The sequence below is a fragment of the Thalassovita autumnalis genome, from assembly GCF_001458255.1.
Taxonomy (GTDB): domain Bacteria; phylum Pseudomonadota; class Alphaproteobacteria; order Rhodobacterales; family Rhodobacteraceae; genus Thalassobius; species Thalassobius autumnalis.
In genome coordinates this window covers 58,180-76,636 of record NZ_CYSB01000037.1, presented here as the reverse complement: position 1 = coordinate 76,636, position 18,457 = coordinate 58,180, and the positions used below count along the sequence as shown (strand labels likewise).

At 57.0% G+C, this 18,457-nt stretch carries 22 protein-coding genes; 11 read left to right on the top strand and 11 right to left on the bottom strand.

Annotated elements, in window-relative coordinates:
* Positions 1-14 precede the first annotated feature (14 nt).
* The 7 genes from TL5118_RS14650 to TL5118_RS14620 are packed head-to-tail and all read right to left on the bottom strand — an operon-like array spanning position 15 to position 4,619.
* A complete protein-coding gene (locus tag TL5118_RS14650; protein WP_008282828.1) occupies positions 15-473 on the bottom strand; it encodes a DUF411 domain-containing protein in 459 nt (152 codons plus the stop codon).
* A 3-nt stretch (positions 474-476) separates the two neighbouring features.
* On the bottom strand, positions 477-1,850 hold the full coding sequence (locus TL5118_RS14645) for a M23 family metallopeptidase (RefSeq protein WP_058243489.1): 1,374 nt from the start codon (positions 1,848-1,850) through the stop codon (positions 477-479).
* The gene (locus tag TL5118_RS14640; protein ID WP_037275514.1) at positions 1,847-2,473 is read right to left on the bottom strand and encodes an SCO family protein; all 627 of its coding nucleotides are present in this window, start codon (positions 2,471-2,473) and stop codon (positions 1,847-1,849) included. The genes TL5118_RS14645 and TL5118_RS14640 overlap by 4 nt, the downstream gene beginning before the upstream one ends.
* Positions 2,473-2,940, bottom strand: coding sequence for a copper chaperone PCu(A)C (locus TL5118_RS14635; protein WP_008282825.1), 468 nt, complete (start codon positions 2,938-2,940; stop codon positions 2,473-2,475). Before TL5118_RS14635 ends, TL5118_RS14640 begins: the two co-directional genes overlap by 1 nt.
* A gap of 28 nt (positions 2,941-2,968) precedes the next feature.
* The gene (locus TL5118_RS14630; protein WP_058243490.1) at positions 2,969-3,628 is read right to left on the bottom strand and encodes a DsbA family protein; all 660 of its coding nucleotides are present in this window, start codon (positions 3,626-3,628) and stop codon (positions 2,969-2,971) included.
* Positions 3,625-4,047 carry a disulfide bond formation protein B gene (locus tag TL5118_RS14625; protein ID WP_037239850.1) on the bottom strand — a complete coding sequence of 141 codons (423 nt, stop codon included), beginning with the start codon at positions 4,045-4,047 and terminating at the stop codon, positions 3,625-3,627. The genes TL5118_RS14630 and TL5118_RS14625 overlap by 4 nt, the downstream gene beginning before the upstream one ends.
* Positions 4,048-4,052: 5 nt before the next feature.
* Positions 4,053-4,619: an SCO family protein gene (locus TL5118_RS14620; RefSeq protein WP_008282981.1), complete on the bottom strand. Its 567-nt coding sequence runs from the start codon at positions 4,617-4,619 to the stop codon at positions 4,053-4,055.
* A gap of 618 nt (positions 4,620-5,237) precedes the next feature.
* On the opposite strand from TL5118_RS14620, the gene TL5118_RS14615 reads away from it, so the two are divergent.
* From TL5118_RS14615 to ccmI, 4 genes are read left to right on the top strand one after another with little or no spacing between them, the layout of a single operon-like run.
* A complete protein-coding gene (locus TL5118_RS14615; RefSeq protein ID WP_058243491.1) occupies positions 5,238-7,229 on the top strand; it encodes a heme lyase CcmF/NrfE family subunit in 1,992 nt (663 codons plus the stop codon).
* A 1-nt stretch (position 7,230) separates the two neighbouring features.
* Positions 7,231-7,785 carry a DsbE family thiol:disulfide interchange protein gene (locus TL5118_RS14610; protein ID WP_273183981.1) on the top strand — a complete coding sequence of 185 codons (555 nt, stop codon included), beginning with the start codon at positions 7,231-7,233 and terminating at the stop codon, positions 7,783-7,785.
* The gene (locus TL5118_RS14605; RefSeq protein ID WP_037240132.1) at positions 7,782-8,267 is read left to right on the top strand and encodes a cytochrome c-type biogenesis protein; all 486 of its coding nucleotides are present in this window, start codon (positions 7,782-7,784) and stop codon (positions 8,265-8,267) included. The genes TL5118_RS14610 and TL5118_RS14605 overlap by 4 nt, the downstream gene beginning before the upstream one ends.
* Complete coding sequence (gene ccmI / locus TL5118_RS14600; RefSeq protein ID WP_027263709.1) at positions 8,264-9,415, top strand: c-type cytochrome biogenesis protein CcmI; 1,152 nt, start codon at positions 8,264-8,266, stop codon at positions 9,413-9,415. Before TL5118_RS14605 ends, ccmI begins: the two co-directional genes overlap by 4 nt.
* 99 nt (positions 9,416-9,514) lie before the next feature.
* Here the strand turns inward: ccmI and TL5118_RS14595 are convergent, their stop codons facing one another.
* Positions 9,515-11,617 (bottom strand): protein-disulfide reductase DsbD family protein, encoded by a 2,103-nt coding sequence (locus TL5118_RS14595; RefSeq protein ID WP_008282976.1) that lies wholly within the window; start codon positions 11,615-11,617, stop codon positions 9,515-9,517.
* A gap of 573 nt (positions 11,618-12,190) precedes the next feature.
* Here TL5118_RS14595 and TL5118_RS14590 point away from each other — a divergent pair.
* From TL5118_RS14590 to TL5118_RS14565, 6 genes are all read left to right on the top strand, one after another.
* Positions 12,191-12,619: a MerR family transcriptional regulator gene (locus TL5118_RS14590; RefSeq protein ID WP_008282975.1), complete on the top strand. Its 429-nt coding sequence runs from the start codon at positions 12,191-12,193 to the stop codon at positions 12,617-12,619.
* Position 12,620: 1 nt separating this feature from the next.
* A complete protein-coding gene (locus TL5118_RS14585) occupies positions 12,621-12,947 on the top strand; it encodes a YnfA family protein (protein ID WP_058243492.1) in 327 nt (108 codons plus the stop codon).
* Positions 12,948-13,026: 79 nt separating this feature from the next.
* Positions 13,027-13,761 carry a cytochrome c biogenesis CcdA family protein gene (locus TL5118_RS14580; RefSeq protein ID WP_058243493.1) on the top strand — a complete coding sequence of 245 codons (735 nt, stop codon included), beginning with the start codon at positions 13,027-13,029 and terminating at the stop codon, positions 13,759-13,761.
* A gap of 93 nt (positions 13,762-13,854) precedes the next feature.
* On the top strand, positions 13,855-14,625 hold the full coding sequence (locus TL5118_RS14575) for a transglutaminase-like domain-containing protein (protein WP_058243494.1): 771 nt from the start codon (positions 13,855-13,857) through the stop codon (positions 14,623-14,625).
* The gene (locus TL5118_RS14570; RefSeq protein ID WP_058243495.1) at positions 14,615-15,559 is read left to right on the top strand and encodes a cation diffusion facilitator family transporter; all 945 of its coding nucleotides are present in this window, start codon (positions 14,615-14,617) and stop codon (positions 15,557-15,559) included. The genes TL5118_RS14575 and TL5118_RS14570 overlap by 11 nt, the downstream gene beginning before the upstream one ends.
* A 434-nt stretch (positions 15,560-15,993) precedes the next feature.
* A complete protein-coding gene (locus TL5118_RS14565) occupies positions 15,994-16,749 on the top strand; it encodes a hypothetical protein (protein ID WP_085976983.1) in 756 nt (251 codons plus the stop codon).
* A gap of 103 nt (positions 16,750-16,852) precedes the next feature.
* Here TL5118_RS14565 and TL5118_RS14560 read toward each other — a convergent pair whose 3' ends face one another.
* The 3 genes from TL5118_RS14560 to TL5118_RS14550 all read right to left on the bottom strand — a co-directional run bounded on the left by TL5118_RS14560 (position 16,853) and on the right by TL5118_RS14550 (position 17,877).
* Positions 16,853-17,077: a hypothetical protein gene (locus TL5118_RS14560; RefSeq protein WP_008282968.1), complete on the bottom strand. Its 225-nt coding sequence runs from the start codon at positions 17,075-17,077 to the stop codon at positions 16,853-16,855.
* 166 nt (positions 17,078-17,243) lie between these two features.
* On the bottom strand, positions 17,244-17,501 hold the full coding sequence (locus tag TL5118_RS14555; protein WP_058243496.1) for a helix-turn-helix domain-containing protein: 258 nt from the start codon (positions 17,499-17,501) through the stop codon (positions 17,244-17,246).
* A gap of 124 nt (positions 17,502-17,625) precedes the next feature.
* Positions 17,626-17,877, bottom strand: a complete 252-nt coding sequence (locus TL5118_RS14550; RefSeq protein ID WP_058243497.1) for a hypothetical protein — start codon at positions 17,875-17,877, stop codon at positions 17,626-17,628.
* A 210-nt stretch (positions 17,878-18,087) separates the two neighbouring features.
* Between TL5118_RS14550 and TL5118_RS14545 the strand changes: the two genes are divergently transcribed.
* Complete coding sequence (locus TL5118_RS14545; protein ID WP_009807505.1) at positions 18,088-18,456, top strand: hypothetical protein; 369 nt, start codon at positions 18,088-18,090, stop codon at positions 18,454-18,456.
* Position 18,457: the final 1 nt, after the last annotated feature.

Sequence of the window (18,457 nt, the reverse complement as noted above, 5' to 3'; positions counted from 1 at the left end):
GTCTCGCCGATACGTCAGTCAGCGGCCGAATAACTGCTAAAGATCTCGGTCGATCCATCGCCGCGGATCAGGAAGACCTCATAAGCCTCACGATCGTCTTCCGGTCCCATGCCCGGCGATCCATAGGGCATTCCGGGCACCGCCAACCCCACTGCATCTGGACGCTCATCCAACAAACGCTGAATGTCTGATGCCGGTACATGTCCTTCGATCACGTAGCCGTCGACCAAAGCCGTATGGCAGGAGACCATGCGCTGAGGCACGCCATTGTCGAGTTTGAAGCGCACAAGAGATCCCCCGAACATGTCCTCGCCTGTCGGCGCGAATCCGCTTTCCTCGAGGTGCTTCATCCAGGACAGACAACAGCCGCAGCCGTTTGTCTTCCGGACATCAATCTGGATCGCATCGGCGACAGCTTGCGCCGCGGGGAACAAGGCCAGCGTGACTGCAAGGGCGAGAGCCAGTCGTTTCATGGATTAAAGCCTTTCGGTTGTTGTTTGCATAAATTCGCTGGTGAGCCTCTCGGCCAGTAGCGTGCGTGCCTCAGCCAATCGCTCAAGTGCAGCCGTGTCATCCGCATCCCGCTCGGCCGCCTCTGCCAGTCGGTCGTCTGAGAGAGGATCCGTCGGGCGACCATCGACAAGAACCTCATAATGCAGATTGGGGCCGGTCGCGGTGCCGGTCGCACCGACGCGACCGATCATGTCTCCGGCCATCACGCGCTGCCCTTGTTCGAGTGTGTCCGGCACCTCGCTGAGATGTGCGTATCGTGTCAGGGTGTCGGATCCATGCGCTATCTCCACCACCCGGCCATATCCACCGCGACGTCCGATGAAGCTCACGCGTCCGGGCGCCGTCGCTTTCACCGGCGTACCGCTTGCTGCAGCAAAGTCGACGCCGGTGTGCATGCGCACATTCCCATAGACTGGGTGTGTGCGACGGCCAAAGACGGAACTCAGCCGCGCTCCTTCCACCGGTTGGGCAAAGACACGCAGGACCTCTCCATCAACATAGATCGTCGCTTTGCCGCTGCCGTCATCCGGCCAGACGATCTCGTAGACCGTTTCACCAAGATTCAGTGCGGCAAAGGCAAGTTCGGGCTGACCGATCCTCTCGTTTCCGTCGCGCGCTTCGCGCCAAAGAAGAAGCATCGTCTCGCCACCGGAAAGTTCGCGTCGAAAATCCACTGTGCCGCCCAGCATCTGCGCCATGTCGACCGCAAAGCGAGCAGGGATGCCCGCCTTGTCCAATGCCGCGAAGACAGAGCTTTCGATCACTGCCTCGCCCGCGAACGTCACCATTTCAGGGTCTGGCTCCAACACGCGTGTGACAAGTTCCTGACCAAAGACCGTTTCGATCCGCACCCCATCGTCAACTGCCAGTTCCACGCGGCTCGGATTTCCGTCCACCTTTGAGATCACAGTGATCTCATGGCCCGGGCGCAATCGGCGCAGGTCATATTCTGCACCAAGCGCGAGCGCGATTTCGGCACGCGCAGGCGCAGCGATACCCGCGTTCGCCAGGACCGCATCCAGCGTCTCGCCCGACGCGATCTCACGCGACCAGGTTATCAAAGGCGGTTCAATCTCGGGCAAGGCGGTTTCTGCGAAGACGGATTGCAAGAGCGGCAGAGGTCGCATTGGGCTAGCATTGTCGGCGTGAAATGCAGCGGGCGGTGTCACATCGTAGTCGGCGATCTGAGGCATCGAGAGCGGATCGGGAGTCCAGAGGGTGGCTTCAGCAATCGCAGGAGGCACTGGCTCTTTGGAAAGAACGCCAGATATGGCGATGGCGGTCACCGAAAAAGCGCCTGCGACCACAGCGCTCGCCAAAACAATTCTAATATTCATGTTGCCCCCTCTACGTCTTCTGTCAGTGCACGCCGGATCTTCGGCACTGCGAATTCTCTTGGCTCGTGATAGTCAATCATGGTGACGAGTTCACCCTTGGCATCGAACAGGAATACGCTTGCCGTATGGTTCATTGTATAGTCGCCGCCTTCGGTCGGAACGCGCTCATACGAGGCACGAAATGCTTCTACAGCGCGGGAAATCTGGTCTTCCGGTCCCGTCCAGCCGCGAATGGCCGGATGAAAATAGCCGACATATTCGGCCATGGCCTCGGCCGTGTCCCGCTCTGGATCGACTGTGATGAAGACCACGTTCATCCGCGCGGCGTCGTCCCCGAGATCTTCAAGCCAACCTGAGATATCCGATAACGTCGTGGGGCAGACATCCGGGCAGTAGGTGAACCCGAAAAACACCATGGTCGGGCGTCCAATCAGGGCTTCTGGGCCCACTTCATTGCCTTCGTGATCGGTCAGTCGGAAATCCATCGCCGACAGGGGGAGAGGCCTTTGGCCGGCCGGTTTTGGTGCGCCGGGACCGTCTACCCGCCACCAGCCGACCCCGAGCATCAGAGCGACAGCGCCTACACCGGCTGCACCGTATTGGACCACATGCCGACGCTGCATCAGCTCTCCGGCCCGCGCGCGGCGATCCCCAGAATTGGGACCTCAACAGTCACTTCACCACCGTCCGAGAACGTCAGTGTCAGTGGGAAGGTCTCGCCTTCGATCATCGGGTTTTGCAGCTTCATGAGCATGGCGTGCAGTCCGCCCGGTTCCAATGCTACGCTTTGGCCCGGTTCAATCGTGATTTCGTCAGCAGGCGCCATAGAACTGACGCCGTCGGCGTTGGTTTTCGTCTCATGGATCTGGGGCATCACGGCCAGTGGTGTTGTAAGCCCGGTCAGCGTGACCGTGTCTTCACCGGTGTTGCGCACAGTCATATAGGCGGCACCAGGGCGGTTGACCCCGATTGAAGCACGGGACCACGCGTTTTCGACGACCACATCCTCCGAACCGGCAAATGCCGGAGTCGACATGCCCGAGAGCAGTAAGACAAGGGTCAAACCGTTGATGTAAGATAGTTTTGTCATGAAGAATTCTCCTGTATCTGGCCGAGCATCAACTTTGGCTGGCCGCAACTTCCGCCGCGACCAGTCGCCGCAGTTCTGCCTCACCAAACGGGTTCAATGGCTTGGCGTTGACGAAGAACGTGGGCGTTTGTCGAACGCCAACCGCTTCGACATCAGCGCGGTCCTGATTGAGCACGGCCACGACACCGGGGGCCAGCATCTGTGTCCGAGCAGCTTCGACATCCAGACCACCGCTTGCGGCAATCTCAAGGATCAAACCCGGTGCCGGAGTGCCATGGGACGCCCATCGCGGCTGCTCGCGCAGGACCGCTTCCAGCACGGGTTCGAACACATGCTGCATCCGCGCAGCTTCGAGAACACGGATCGCTTCCACCGAAGCGTCCCCGTGAAAGGCAGTGTATCGAATGACGACACGGACCGCATCACCGTGCTCAGTCATGATATCCTTGACCACGGGATAGAAGGCGCGGCAGGCCTCGCAAGCTGGATCGAAAAACTCGACAATCGTGACAGGTGCCGTTTCGGGGCCGAGGATCGGGGAATAGGGCCGGATCAGCACATCGTTCACTTCAGGCGCGACAGGGACTGCCTCTGCAATGGGTTGGGGGCGGGTGGCATACCAGGCCGCGCCGCCAAAACCTGCGGCACCAACAGCCAGAACGGATAGAACGAGACCGCGTCGATTCATGTTTGTTTTTCCTTCAGTGAAATGGCCGACAGCACCCCGATCATCGTGAAGGCGACAAGCGCCATCAGCGGAATCGGAATGCCGAAGACCACCTGGTTGTCGTCGGTACAAGAGGGGCCGGTCGCCTTGCAGGGCTGGATCGCCTCGGGGATCAGCCCGACATAGAGGCCGATGTGATACAACGCCACCGCCGCCCCCCCAAGCGCCAGCGCAACGCCATAGCGCCCCACGCGAGGATCTTGCCACCACAGCCCGAGCCCAAGAACGACAGCCAGGGGGAACATGAAGGCGCGCTGGAACCAGCAAAGGACGCAAGGCGTTTGACCAAGAACCTCGCCAATAAAGAGCACGGCAAGCGATGAGATAAGCGCAATGATCCAAGCAAGAACAAGGGCCGTTTCTCCGGAAAGTCGGGTCATGGCGATCAGATCCTCTCTCTCAGATCCGCAAGGATCTCTTCGGCGGGTGTGCCGTAGGGCCAGGAATCGGCGAAGCCCGCCTGCGGATCAAAAAGGAACAGGTGCGATGTGTGCCCCATTGTATAGCCATCCGGCGCGCTGGCCTCTTCGATCCGTTCGAAGTAGATCGGAAAGGTTTCAGCGGTCTCAGCGATCTGATCGGATGTTCCGGTCAGACCGATGATGCCTGCATCAAAGCGCGGCACAAAGTCGGCAAGAGCCATTGGCGTATCGCGTTCGGGATCAATCGAGATGAAGATCGGCTGCACTTTTGCGGCATCCTCGCCAAGTCCATCCATGACCGCCGCCACCTCTGCAAGCGTCGTCGGGCAGACATCTGGGCAATTGGCGAACCCGAAGAACACAAGCATCCAGCGACCCGCAAAGTCCTCTTCGGTGCGGATCATGCCCATATGGTCCGTCAGTTCGAACTGCGCAAGGAAAGGTGGTTCGGTCTCGGCTTGGGAAATATCGGCGCGGTAGTCCGCCCACAGTAACAGCCAGATGAAAACGAGCGCCGCGACGCCCGCCAATACCCATAGCACTTTTTGAAGACCTGAAAGCTTCACGCCGCTCCGCCCGAATTTGATTCTATATTTTAAGCGCGTTTACACCCTCTAGCTACTGTAGGTTCAAGCGTGATTCTTGCCCTGCGGCAGCACGTCACGCACCTGTGAAGCTAATGCTCTCTATTCAGCGCTTCAAAACCTGCCGTCACTCAATGTTTCGCTGCTTCGTCTGACCCTGCAGGTGGCCATCAAGGGAAGGCAACGGCAATTTCCGCTAAATCCGACGCCTGCGGAAACCGGGCCTGCAGATACAAAGCTGCTACGCAGATGCACTGCAAGCATGGGTCATTTTTTAAGGTATCAGTCTAAAATAACGCTTGAACCTACAGCGACTACAGGAACTACAAAGGACGCGAATCAACTGTCGGATCCTGCTCACGGCATGCACGCGCAAAGAACTTCATCCCATTCGGTTTTCCGCCCAACCCCAACTCGGTTGCGATTCACAGAAGCGAACACAGGCGGAAAGTGGAGAATGTCGCGATATGATCTCACTAGAATGGACGATGAACATGCTGAACTATCCCGATGCGGAAACCTTGTCCGGCTCGGATGCAGAAGCGCTACTCAGGAGGACGCAAAATGACACCTGAGATCGGACAATTCGCCCTTACCCTCGCGCTTGCCGTCGCGATTGTTCAAAGCATCTTGCCAATTGTCGGAGCAAGCACGGGACGCGTGCTTTGGATGGAAAGTGCAAAGACAACAGCGGTGCTTCAGGTGACGTTAGTTGCAATTGCGTTTGGCGCGCTCATGCGCTCCTTTGTTGTCAGTGATTTCACGGTTCGAAACGTGGTTGAAAATTCCCACTCTCTGAAGCCGATGATCTTCAAGGTTGCCGGCACTTGGGGCAGCCACGAAGGGTCTCTAGTTCTCTGGACCTTTATTCTCGTACTTTTCGGGGCTGGGGTCGCGCTGCTGGGCAGAAACATTCCGGTTGGTCTCAAAGCGCGAACTCTATCCGTTCAAGCCTGGATCAGCGTCGGTTTCCTGAGCTTCATGCTCTTTACATCCAATCCGTTCGAGCGGGTGTTTCCGCCGCCTCTGGATGGCACAGACCTTAATCCTCTGCTGCAGGACATCGGGTTGGCGATGCATCCCCCGCTCTTGTATTTTGGGTATGTCGGCTTCTCGATCGTCTTCTCCTTCGCGGTCGCGGCTCTGATAGAGGGTCGGGTGGATCCCGCATGGGCGCGTTGGGTGCGGCCTTGGACTCTGACGGCCTGGATCAGCCTCACTGCGGGGATCGCACTCGGCTCTTGGTGGGCCTATTACGAACTTGGCTGGGGCGGCTGGTGGTTTTGGGACCCGGTGGAAAACGCATCCTTCATGCCATGGCTGCTGGGTACGGCACTCCTGCACTCCGCTATCGTCACGGAAAAGCGGGACACGTTCAAAAGCTGGACCATTCTTTTGGCCATCCTGACCTTTTCACTGTCACTTCTGGGGACATTTATCGTCCGATCCGGCATTTTGACATCCGTTCACGCGTTCGCGGTCGACCCGGCGCGCGGCGTGTACATTCTCGGCCTTCTTGGCGTAACCATTGTCGGCTCACTGACACTTTACGCATGGCGCGCGCCTCAGCTTGGATCGGGTGGCGTATTTCGGCCGATTAGCCGCGAGGCGGGGCTTTTGCTCAACAACCTTCTGCTCGCGACCGCAACGGCGACCGTCCTTTTTGGAACACTCTATCCGTTGTTTGTGGAAGCGGTGACTGATGAAAAGATCTCTGTAGGACCACCGTATTTCAACGCGACGTTTATCCCTTTCATGCTGCCGCTAGTCATCATCATGGGAATTGGCCCATTCCTGTCTTGGAAACGGGCCGATCTTCCCGGTATCTGGCAGCGGCTGCGTTTGGTTTTTGGTATCGCGATTGGTGTTGCGGGGATCGTTTGGTACCTTCAGACAGACGGGCCCCTGCTTGCAGTGGTCTCAATAGGGATTGCAGCCTGGGTTTTTGTTGCAACGTTGCGCGAATGGGCGTTGCGCATCAAGCTCTTTGATTTACCCCTTTCACAGTCGCTGCGTCGCGCGCGGAACTTGCCGCGCGCTGTGCACGGTATGACGCTCGCGCATCTTGGCGTTGCAATGCTTGTGCTTGGGTTTGTAGGTTCCACAGCCTGGAAGGAAGAACGTGTTCTTTTCGCAGAACCGGGGACGACCGTGGAAATCGCCGGTTTTGAGGTAATATTCGACGGTGTCGAACGGTTGCGTGGTCCAAACTACATCGCACAACAAGGCCAGCTTCGCGTCTTGAAAGATGGACGGGAGATTACGCTTCTTCGTCCAGAGCGCAGAAACTATCCAGTTGCGGGGACGTCCACAACCGAATCTGCAATCCGATCAACGCTCAGAGGTGATCTCTACGTCACCATCAGTGAGCCTGCGACCGAAAAGGCGTCGGGCCAGTGGAATTTGCGCATTCTCTACGAACCACTGGTTAATTGGATATGGATCGGAGCGACGATGCTGGTGCTTGGCGGGTCCCTTTCGCTATCGGACCGCAGATTGCGGGTGGGTGCGCCGTCGCCAAAAAGCCGGTCGTCAGCGCTTCAACCGGCGGAATGATATGATGAAGAAAATCCTTCTCGCGATGCCAGCGCTGGTCGCAGTGGTCTTGGGTGGATTTTTGTTCTGGGGGCTCAACCCAGACCGAGATCCTAACGCAATTCCTTCCGCTTTGGTCTCCGAACCAGTTCCGGATTTTGAGCTTCCACCGGTAGAGAGCACGCAGACCCCCGGACTGTCGGCCGCAGCCCTTCGTAGCATTGGCGAGCCGGTTTTGGTCAATGTATTCGCTTCATGGTGCGTGCCCTGTCGTGCTGAGCATGCGGTGCTAACCAGGCTTGTTGAACAGGACGGTGTTCGGCTGATGGGGATTAACTACATGGACAAACCAGCAGATGCCGCAAACTGGCTGGAGGAGCTTGGCAACCCCTATGAGAGGATCGGATCAGACAGCGAGGGCCGGGTCGGTATCGAATGGGGTATTTCGGGGGTGCCTGAGACGTTTGTGATCGATGCGAACGGTATCGTAGTCTATCGCTACGTTGGTCCCATTGTGACGCCAGAGGCACAGGATGAAATTCGTGCTGCGTTGGCCGCAGCAGGTGGTCAATCATGAAGAGTTGGCTCTATTCACTGGTGCTGATGCTTGCCGCAACAACCGCGGCATGGGCTGTGGAGCCAGATGAGTTGCTGGATGATCCGGTGCTTGAGTCGCGCGCCCGGGAGCTCTCAAAGCAGCTACGCTGCGTTGTCTGCCAGAATCAGGATATCGATAGCTCAAATGCGGGTGTTGCCCGAACGATGCGCACCTTGCTGCGCGAACGTCTGATTGCAGGTGAAACAAATGACGAGATCATTGCGTTTTTCGTAGATCGATATGGTGACTTCGTCCTGTTCAGGCCGCGACTGAAACCCGCCACGTATCTGTTGTGGTTCGGACCAGCGGTTCTTTTTGCCGTTGGGATTGGCGTTGTCTTTGTCACAATCAGGTGCCGAAGCAGGGCCGTTCTTGATGGCACTGCTGATCCACTGAGCCCCGATGAAGAGCGTGAGTTCGAAGCCATTTTTCATGAAAATGAAGGACGGAGAGACCCATGATTTGGTTGGTGTTAGGCGCGATGGCATCCATCACTGTCCTTCTGTTCTTGTCCGGTCTCTATCGAACGGGTGAAGTCCTGAACAGAAAGGATGGAGCGTTGGTTATCCTCAAGGATCAGCTTTCCGAAATTGATACTGATCAAGAGCGGAATCTGATATCCGTTACCGAGGCCGACGCGGCCAGGGTTGAAATCAAACGCCGCATTCTGGCTGCCGGTCGGCTTGCGACACGTGAATCGTCGCGCGCAAGTGGGCGAAGCACCATCTTCGCGTCCGCCATTGCCACGCCATTGGTAGCCTTCGCTCTGTATTCTCAAATCGGCTCGCCACAGATCGAAAGCCAGCCTCTGGCGTCTCGCGCATCTGAAACCCAGGAAGCCGCAAACCTCTCAGAGTTGACCCAGAGACTAAAAACCCGGCTTGAAGCAGACGAGTCTGGTGGACCAAGTGATGGTTGGGTTCTGCTCGGTCAGACCTATATGCGTATGGCTCGTTACGATGATGCCGCCGATGCATTCGAACGCGTCACTGTCCGCGACAATGCAGATATCTCAACCCTATTGCTATATGCCGAGGCCTTGATCGCAGCCGAGAACGGGATCGTGACGCCGCAAGCGGAAAGCGTGATCGAACGCGCATCGGAGATGGACCCCGATGATCCAGGCCCAATTTTCTATAGAGCCCGGATCCTCGAACAGGACGGGGTTCCAGATGAAGCAAGGACGCTTTTGATCGAGCGCCTCAAGAGAGCGGATCGCGCCTATCCGTGGATGGAACTTTTCCTGTCTGTCGCCAACCGATTGGGGGAACAGGTTGGAGAGAGCCCTGTCACCCTAGCTGATTTCTTTCCGGACTCTCGGGACGCGCGTAGCCCCGGTGCGGCCGATATCGAGGCCGCTCAGGACATGTCGGTCGAGGAACGCAGCGCTTTCGTCCGCTCCATGGTTGACCGCTTGGCGGCGCGATTGTTGGATGACCAAGACAATCTTGAAGGATGGCTTCGGCTTGCGGAGGCGTACAGTGTATTGGGTGACTTTGATGCTGCCCAGAACGCCGCCGACAATGCGCGCACCTTGGCCGAAAGCCTTCCGGAAACCGACCCTATGCGTGCCGCCGCCACGGCCCGATTGGATCGGATCAACAAATAAATTGGGGCCGCGTGGTCTCAGATACATAACAGCTTTCCTTTCACCTGAAACTAAACCACTGTAGGTTCTGCCTCCCTTGAGCAATGCAACGGCACTATGTCATCGTTTTCGGACAGCGCTGAGATTGGCAGCCGACAGTGCTTCGAGAACGGCATCCGCAGATAGTAGTTCAGATAAAATGATACCTTCAGGAGCATCTGGACCGTAGACGATGTTGAGCGGAATTGCGTATCTGCCGTGCGCCTCGAGATAGGATTGGATTTTCGCGTCCGGTCGCGTCCAATCCGCGCGCATCGCAATCACGCCTTCCTCGCCAAGTGCTCCCAAAACTGGTTCACGATCCAGGACCAGGGTTTTGTTTGCTTTACAAGTGATGCACCAATCCGCAGTAACGTCCACGAAGACAGTTTTGCCCTGCGACACTTCACGCGCGATCCGGGACCGGTCGAACTCGACCCAGTAAGAAGTGATCGAGGCTGTTACATCATCGGAGCTTTTTGGCAGCAGTGCAGGGGCCGCCAACGTCATGCCCAAAACCGCAGTCATTCCCCACAGCAAACCGTTACGAGGCTGAACCTGATAGGCTCTCGCCGCCAGTACGATGAGCCCAAGACCCAGCAGCACCAGGCCTGTGAGAGTTGGCGACGTCACACCAATCAAGACCCAGCATAGCCATGCAACGGTTCCGGCAAGCAGCAATCCGAGAACGATCTTCACGCTTATCATCCAGGGTCCCGGTTTGGGCAGTCGAGACAGGAAACCAGGCCAAGCGGCAACCAGAATATATGGCAGTGCAAGCCCAATCCCCATCGCTGTGAAAACCGCAAGTATATCGCCTGTCGTGCCAGAAAGGGCGAAGGCAATGGCTGTCCCCAGCAACGGGGCTGAACAAGGCGTTGCAAGTATCGCAGCCAGAGCGCCGGTGGAGAAGTCTTCGGCATACCCCCGCCCAAAGCGGCCAGATAGCCTAACCATCCAGCTGCTGGGCAAAGAAATTTCAAAAACTCCAAACAAATTTGCCGCAAAGAGTCCGACAACGAGAATGAGTGCAATTAGGAAATATGCATTCTGAAACTGCACACCCCATCCAACGGCATATCCGAGCGTCTGCAGCGCTATGACCGCCAAGGCCAGCACCCACATAAAAGCAACAGTTCCCACAGCCGTAGCGAGAAATCCCGCGCGCAATTGTGAAAGGGAGCGATTCTTCATTCGGAGCGCCGACCCGAACTTAATCGATAGAACTGGCAAGACGCATGGCATTGCGTTCAGTATCAACCCTCCCAGGAAGGACAGCAAGAGAATCGGGAAAAACTGACCCCTATCTTGGCTGGTCTCGGATGCGTAAGGTGGCGCAGGTACAACGTCGGTAGTGTTCACATCATCGAATGTAACCGCGACACCCTCGTCTACGACCGTAATTCGAAGGGAGGTTTGTTCCTCGCTTAACGCGAGAATCGGGATACTTGCCCAGAGACCGGTGCGATCACTTGTAAGGCGGATGTCGGGTGCGCCGAATGCAGAGCCTGCACCAAACTCTGGAAAAAGATCGGGATTGTTCCAGCCAGAAGGCCGCGTCATTTGAACAACCAATGCCTGATCCTGCTTCAGCGATGCGCCCGAGACCGCTATTGCACTTTCTGGCCCTGCAACAGGTACGCGAGCGGCCCATGTCGCGATATCGGTCGCGGCTTTCGCATCGACGCCCGTTCCCAATGGCACAGGGAGTGTCAATTCAAACCTTTCCGGAATGCACACATTGGAGCAGATCAGCAGATCGACGAGTCCCTTCAGCTCGGCCGCTCTATCAGAGTTCGCAAGCCGCAACTGCAATGGAAATATTACTTGTTTGGCATAGCCGAAATTTTCAATTCCGAAGGCGCGGAAACGCGTGGGTGCGGGCCAAAGCATGTCGACGGATTCAAGGTTTGTGGACCCCTCCCAATCGATCTCTGGCGGCAGGCCAACCTCGCCTGGCGACCGCCAGTACGCTTTCCATCCTTCCTCCAGTTCAATCTTCAAACCCGCCGAAAGGAACTGCGATCCTGGGGCGATTCCTGCTTCCGCGACGATCAAACGTGCCGTCAGAACTTCGGAACGATACGCATTGGATTCCAAGGCGCGAACAGGGCTTGCCACAAAAACAAGAAAGAGTGCGAGACTGATAAGCAATCCCTGATACCCTGCCAAGGTTGTACGCATATTCTGACCTCTTTTTCTTCGCGCTCAGTCTCGGGAAGTTACAGCAACGTGCTAGTCCCGAACGCCTTTGTGACGGCGTCGACCCCTCAAACAGTGGGCAGAGCCAAGACTCCGACCAACTAGGCGACAGCGATGCTCGTCTGGGCTTCCTACAAAACAGTCGTTTTTCCGCGTCGAACGCAAGCTGGACCCGCTCTCCATGGTGTCGCGCTCTCAGGCTAGCGCCGTTTCAAGGTTAGTCCTTTTTTGTCTGTTCACGATACTTACGATAGTGCGCCCGTCGAGACCCGATGCTGGGCGACAAAATAGTCGCACCACAACAACGACCAGATGAAAACGAGCGCCGCCACACCCGCCAAAACCCGTAGTACTTTCTGAAGACCTGATAGCCGCACGCCGCTCCGCCCGAATTTGATTCTATATTTTAGGCGCGTTTACACCCTCTAGCTACTGTAGGTTCAAGACCTATTCTGGATGAAAGAGCGATGTTCACTGACCTGTGAGATGCCGAGCGGAACTTGTGCAAAAAAACGCTTAAAGCTACACGGGCTGTAGATAGTTTGGAGAGGTGATATGCTCACAATCGGCACTTTGGCAAAAAGGACCGGGACGAAGGTGCAGACGATCCGCTATTACGAGCAGATCGGACTCCTGCCCGAGCCCGGGCGATCGGCTGGCGGTCAGCGGCGCTATGGAGATAGTGAGCTTGACCGCTTGTCTTTCGTCCGGCATGCGCGGCAACTCGGGTTCTCGCTGGACGCAATCCGTGAGCTTCTTGATCTGAGCGATCATCCAGACAAGTCGTGCGCGGAGGCCGATGCCATCGCTCGCCGACAACTCAAGCAGGTTGAGCAACGTATGGCCCGACTTGAAGCCCTTCGGACAGAATTGCAGAGGATGGTGCACGAATGCAGCGGCGGGCACACGGCCGATTGCCGTGTGCTGGAGGTGTTGCGCGACCATTCCGAGTGCCTGACGGACCACGACGAGATCGGCGCCTGAGATGACCGCAGTGCTCGTCTATCCGCTCGCGGCCTTGGCTGAGATCGCCGGATGCTTTGCCATCTGGGCATGGTGGCGTCTTGGCGCGTCCCCACTTTGGCTTGTCCCCGGTGTGGCGGCGCTGGTGGCGTTCGGCTGGCTTCTGGCTCAGGTCGACACTGTGGCTGCGGGACGCGCCTTTGCCGCCTATGGTGGGATCTATATTGCCGCGTCCATTCTCTGGATGTGGCTCGCCGAAGGGCACCGGCCGGACAGGTGGGATCTGCTCGGCACCACTGTATGCTTGTTGGGTGCTGCCATCATCCTCGCGGCACCCCGCAGAGCGTAATAAAACGGCATTGCTCCTACAGTAGCTTTAGCTTTTACAACGGTGCGCGTTTCACAGGCTAAAGCAAGGCAGGAATTGAATGTTCGAAATTTCAGGTGTTGGAATCGTCGCGGCTTTTCTGGGTGGCACCATATCCTTTCTGTCGCCTTGTGTCCTGCCTCTTGCTCCTGGCTACGTGTCTTACATCGCGGGACAGCCCGCCGTGAAATCCGGGGCGGCGCGCAGCATTGCCGAACGGGCGCGCAGCGTGATCCTGAGTTTGTGGTTCGTGTTCGGGTTTTCGACAGTCTTCGTGGCGCTCGGGGTCGGGGCAAGTCTTTTGGGCGGGATGCTCTTGCGCTGGAAATACGAACTCGGGCTTGCGGGTGGCTTTTTGATCGTCTTGTTCGGACTTGTCATGATGGGCGCGATCAAGATCCCCGCCATGATGCGTGACACGAGGCCCGACGTAAAAGTTGACGGCGGCAGCGCCGTTGGAGCCTACCTTTTGGGTCTTGCCTTTGCCTTTGGCTGGACGCCCTGGATAGGCCCTGTGCTTGGGTCGATCCTGGCAGTAAGCGCGACATCTGGAGCGGACGGGATGGCCTTGCTGGCAATCTACTCGGCAGGACTTGGACTGCCGTTTCTGATCATAGCGCTCTTCACCAACGAGATTGCAGGCAGGCTAAAGCGGATCGGTGCGGCTGGTCGATGGCTCTATCGTATATCGGGCGGACTGATGGTGCTGATGGGTATCGGCGTGATGACAGGTCAAATCAGCCGCCTTGCCTTCTGGCTGCTCGAAACCTTCCCGGCCCTTGGCACGATCGGATAAAATCATGATCGAAAGTGACATTTGAGAAAAGGCTTGTCTCTCTAGTCACTGTAGAGATTAAGACTCCTCGTGAACGATTCGCGGAGAGACCCTGTGGCATCCACCGATTCCTATTTAACCGCGACAAGACTGCTGGATTTTGACTCGCCCTCAATCTCGAACCTGATACGAGATCGTGGCTGGCATGACCTTGCCCGTGTCGACCGGATTGGCGCGGTTTATGACTTTGTAAGAAACGAGATTGCGTTCGGCTACAACCGCGTCGACGACATTCCCGCCTCTGCGGTGCTGACCGACGGCTACGGGCAGTGCAACACGAAAGGGACGCTTCTCATGGCACTGCTGCGCAGCGTAGGCATCCGCTGCCGCCTGCACGGCTTCACCATCCACAAGGCCCTGCAGCGTGGCGTGGTGCCCGAACTGGTCTACCCCCTCGCACCGTCCGAAATTCTGCACTCGTGGGTCGAAGTCGAAACAGAAGAGGGCTGGATCAATCTCGAAGGCTTCATTCTGGACGCCCCCTTCCTGCAGTCGCTTCAGAAGGAATTCAGCGAAACAGAAAGCCTTTGCGGCTACGGGGCCGGAACGGATTGCCTGAGTGCGCCACCAGTCAGTTGGAGCGGCGGCAGCACTTATATTCAGAAAACCGGTATCGTTCGTGATTTTGGAACCTTTGATACGCCCGACGACTTTTACGTGAAATATAGACAGAACTTCGGATTTGCGCGTGATTTTCTCTATCGCCACGTCATCCGTCACTGGATGAATGCCCGGGTTCACCGCATCCGTCGTGGAATGTTGCCAAAGGTCCCTGGTCTCAGTCGACCGAACCACAGCCATGAGGAGAACAACCGTGCCGCATGATCATGGCCATACCCACATTGATCCTGAATCAGGTGATCGTAGGGTCTCCATCGCAATCTGGGCCAACGGGCTTCTGACCGTCGCGCAGATCGTTGGCGGCATCCTTTCCGGCAGCCTGGCGCTGATCGCAGATGCCCTACACAATTTTTCGGACATGGCGTCACTGGTGATCGCGTTCGTTGCGCGCAAAATCGCCAGACGACCCGCCGATGAACGCATGACCTTCGGTTATGGACGGATTGAAATTGTCGCGGCACTCATCAACTACACGACCCTGATTCTGATTGGTTTCTACCTGATCTATGAGGGTGGCATGCGGATGATCGACCCGCCCGAGGTCGCTGGTTGGACGGTGGTGATCCTGGGCGGTGTGGCACTGGTCGTCGACACGTTGACTGCGCTACTTACCTATTCGATGCAGAAAGGCAGTGTGAACATCCGAGCGCTTTTTCTGCACAACCTGTCGGACGCTTTGGCCTCTGTGGCAGTCATCATTGGAGGGTCCCTGATCATCCTCTACGACATGCGATGGGTCGATCCAGCAATCACCATCGGCATCGCCCTTTACATCCTCTATCTGGCTTTCACTGAGATTGGCGGTCCGATCAGAACTCTGATGCTCGGCAGCCCCCCCGACATCGACAATGCAGCCGTCGTTGAGGCGATGCGGAGCGTCGATGGTGTCGCGGACGTTCACCACGTGCATCTGTGGCAGATGGAGGAGGACAAGGCGGCGCTGGACTGCCACGTGGTGCTGACAGCGGGCGGCTGGGGTAAAATCGAAAAGATCAAGGCAGCGATCAAGGACCGGCTGAAGGAGGACTTCAACATCGCCCATTCCAGCCTGGAGTTCGAACACGAAGACCGTGCACACGAAAACGCCGACCTCTACGGTCACGGCAAGCCTGAAGAGGAGGAGAACCGTTTTCACTGAGCTTGTGAGAGGTCATGAAGGTGTGATCGACGTCGATTGCGAGTGCAAGCTAAGCGACAGCGACCTGAAACGGGTGCACGGCCTGCTTCAAGCCAGCCTGGCCTGGTCCTCGAACTCACGAGGTTCGAAGCCTTCAAGGTTCCGTCTGCTTCTGAGCCGTTGCAGAACTGCTGAGAGCCCGAATGCGTCCTATTCGCCAAACAGATTTAGGTAGAACCGATTTAAGGGCAATTCGAGACTCATTTGACGATCGAGATGGCTCGGACGCTTTGACATGCCGTGGGATTGGCGCAGCGCGGAACGTGGCGGATGACGACGGGCGGCTCGGTCACCTCGCGATCTTGCTGACCGCCGCAACCGCAACACGCATCATCATTGTTGCAATAGTATATTTTCGTAGGTATGCTGGGTGAAGATTGTCAAGGGTCCTTGCCATGCGTTTCGAATTCAAAAACCTCCCTCTGGCGGCCTTTTTAGCTCTCGCCTTGACCGGCCCAACAGTTCCGACACAAGCACGCGCCCAAACCTATCAGATCGATTGTGCCATCCTGCTGTGTTTGTCCGGTGGATGGCCAGCTTCCGTGCCCTGCGCCCGCGCACGGGCCGAGTTCATCCGGCGCATAACTCCATGGCCGGTGGAGCCGCCGCTTCAGATTTGGCGCTGCCCGATGGGTGCGTCTTACGATGGACCTGCTAGATCGCGGCCCGCGGACCGGATCTTCGATGCCCTATATGGTGATTCAGGAACCCCTCCAAACTCTTCAACCCCGCTCTTCGATCAGGCAGCCAGGGCAGGCGGGATGCTTGGGCGCAAAGGCTCCAACGCGGCTTGGGACAACCTCGTAAGGGCTGATTACGCCCTCCAGCTCGTAAAAGACCGCGCCGACATCGATATCAGCGGGCCGGAATTCAACTTCGTGCGTTCCATCCGCGTCTTTGACGTTCGTTATGCCCGCCAGCACGAATCCGGGCGAGATGGCGACTGCAACCGCAGCGCCGCCGTTGTCCTCGGCACCTACGGGATCCAGGGCGATTTTTCTTGGAGGGTGTCGTCACCCGCAGCGCTTCCTGATGCGCATGCCGGTCTCGAGCGATGGGGCGAGCACTGCCCGAGCATTTATCACAGATCCGTCTTCGTTGAGTGGCGTGACTATAGCGGGAATTACGGTTTTGAGCAGGTCAATTACTGACTATTGAGCCGCAGCGAAGTCGCGCAGGGCCTTGTACGAAATCAAACCTGCAACGCAGGCACACTCACACAATCGAGGGCCATAAAGGCCATATTCTACCATGTCAGTCGTTGCGACAGGGCAGCTGCATGAGAGACGCGAAGTCAATTTCGGCTTTATCCGCATCGCAGAGCTCCGGGTAAATCTTTGAGACACGCTGCGGGCCATGGATGTCCCACCGGATTGCCAGAGCACCTGTGTTCCAGCGATATACCCAGCCGACAATGGTTTCTTCATCGGTTGCAATCAAATTGGCGATCGCGACGCCTTCGACCTCATTTTCGTTCACTGTTTACTGACTTCCTGCAATTTGGCGTTGCGGATAGCAGCTCAGATCCAAAGCGTTTGCTGCAACCGTGTGCCGGGCCTCGTTAAAATCGGTTACTGTTCGTCCTCGCGGTAACGAATTCACACCGGGAGAAGTCACCTCCCGTGTTCTCGATTGATGAAATCGCTTAAATCCTGTGGTCGGGCTCCGTGGCGGCTTCGACGATCGCCAAGACATCGAACGGGTCAAAGCCGATGGCGCGCGCCAGAACGACCAGTTCGACGACGTCGATCCGGCGTTCGCCGCTCTCAATGCGCGCCACGAGAGATTGATGGCATCTGAGCCTGTCCGCCAAGTCTTCCTGGCCAAGGCCCGCATCGATGCGAGCGTCGACCAACGCCTGGCAGAGTGCCACCTGTCCCTTGCTTCTGATTGTCTTTGCCACGCGTCACATACCTTTTGTGACGTCGCTAGCGGATGAAATCTGTTATCTAAAAAGTAGATATATAAGGGTGTTATCGGCGTCTGGTTTCCATGGGCTGCAAGTCTGATGCTCCCGAGGTTGCCCATCAATCCCCTACCAAATGCAGAAATTGGCCGTAGTCCTCACTAACCTCCCTCGCTTCCTCGAAGGCACGGGCCCGTTCGCCGTCGAGGCAACGGAAATAGCGCTGGATATCCTGAATGTAGTCTTCGAAATCGCCACGGATGATGTCCGCATAGTCCCGCGCTGCCTGCGAATCGCTTGGCAGGAAGGGACGGGACGGCGCGAGGCAGGATTCCGCGAAACCCGGCCCAGAGAGGCAGATCAGGAGGGCCATAGCTTGTAATGGGAGCAGGCCTGTCAACCTTGGGTTTCTCAAACCTGTTATCTCCTTGATCGCGGACACTGGCCGTGACTAGTGTTTGCGTAACCAAACTACAGCTAAAGCGCGATATTACATCTTGCGGTTGATAGTATACTATCGTAACTCTGGGCTTCAAGTAGGAATGCCTGGGGTCACGCCATTGGAGAAAGCGTGAGCCGGGCCATGAACTGGGACATCGAAGCACCAAATGTGGTTACGGAAGCCAGGTTCCGCGAACTCGTGGAAAGCGGCTATAGCGCAGAAATCCTGTGCCAAGAGTCGGCACACAAGAAAGGCCCCAGCTATTACGGGGTCTGGATCATGCGTGTTGTCTCTGATGACGGGGTGGAAAAGCTCCTCGTCACCGCCCGCACGCGGACGACCTACAACGATATCAAGATCCGCGAGTTCAAGACGATCTCCGGCGTGGTGTCTTTCTTTATTGGCCTTGGCTTTGCACATGTCGACCTGCCGCTTGAGGCGGGGACAAGCCGTACGCACAAACTTGCGCCGCCAGACAAAGCCCCATCAGACAAGGGCGCTGGCAGCTAAC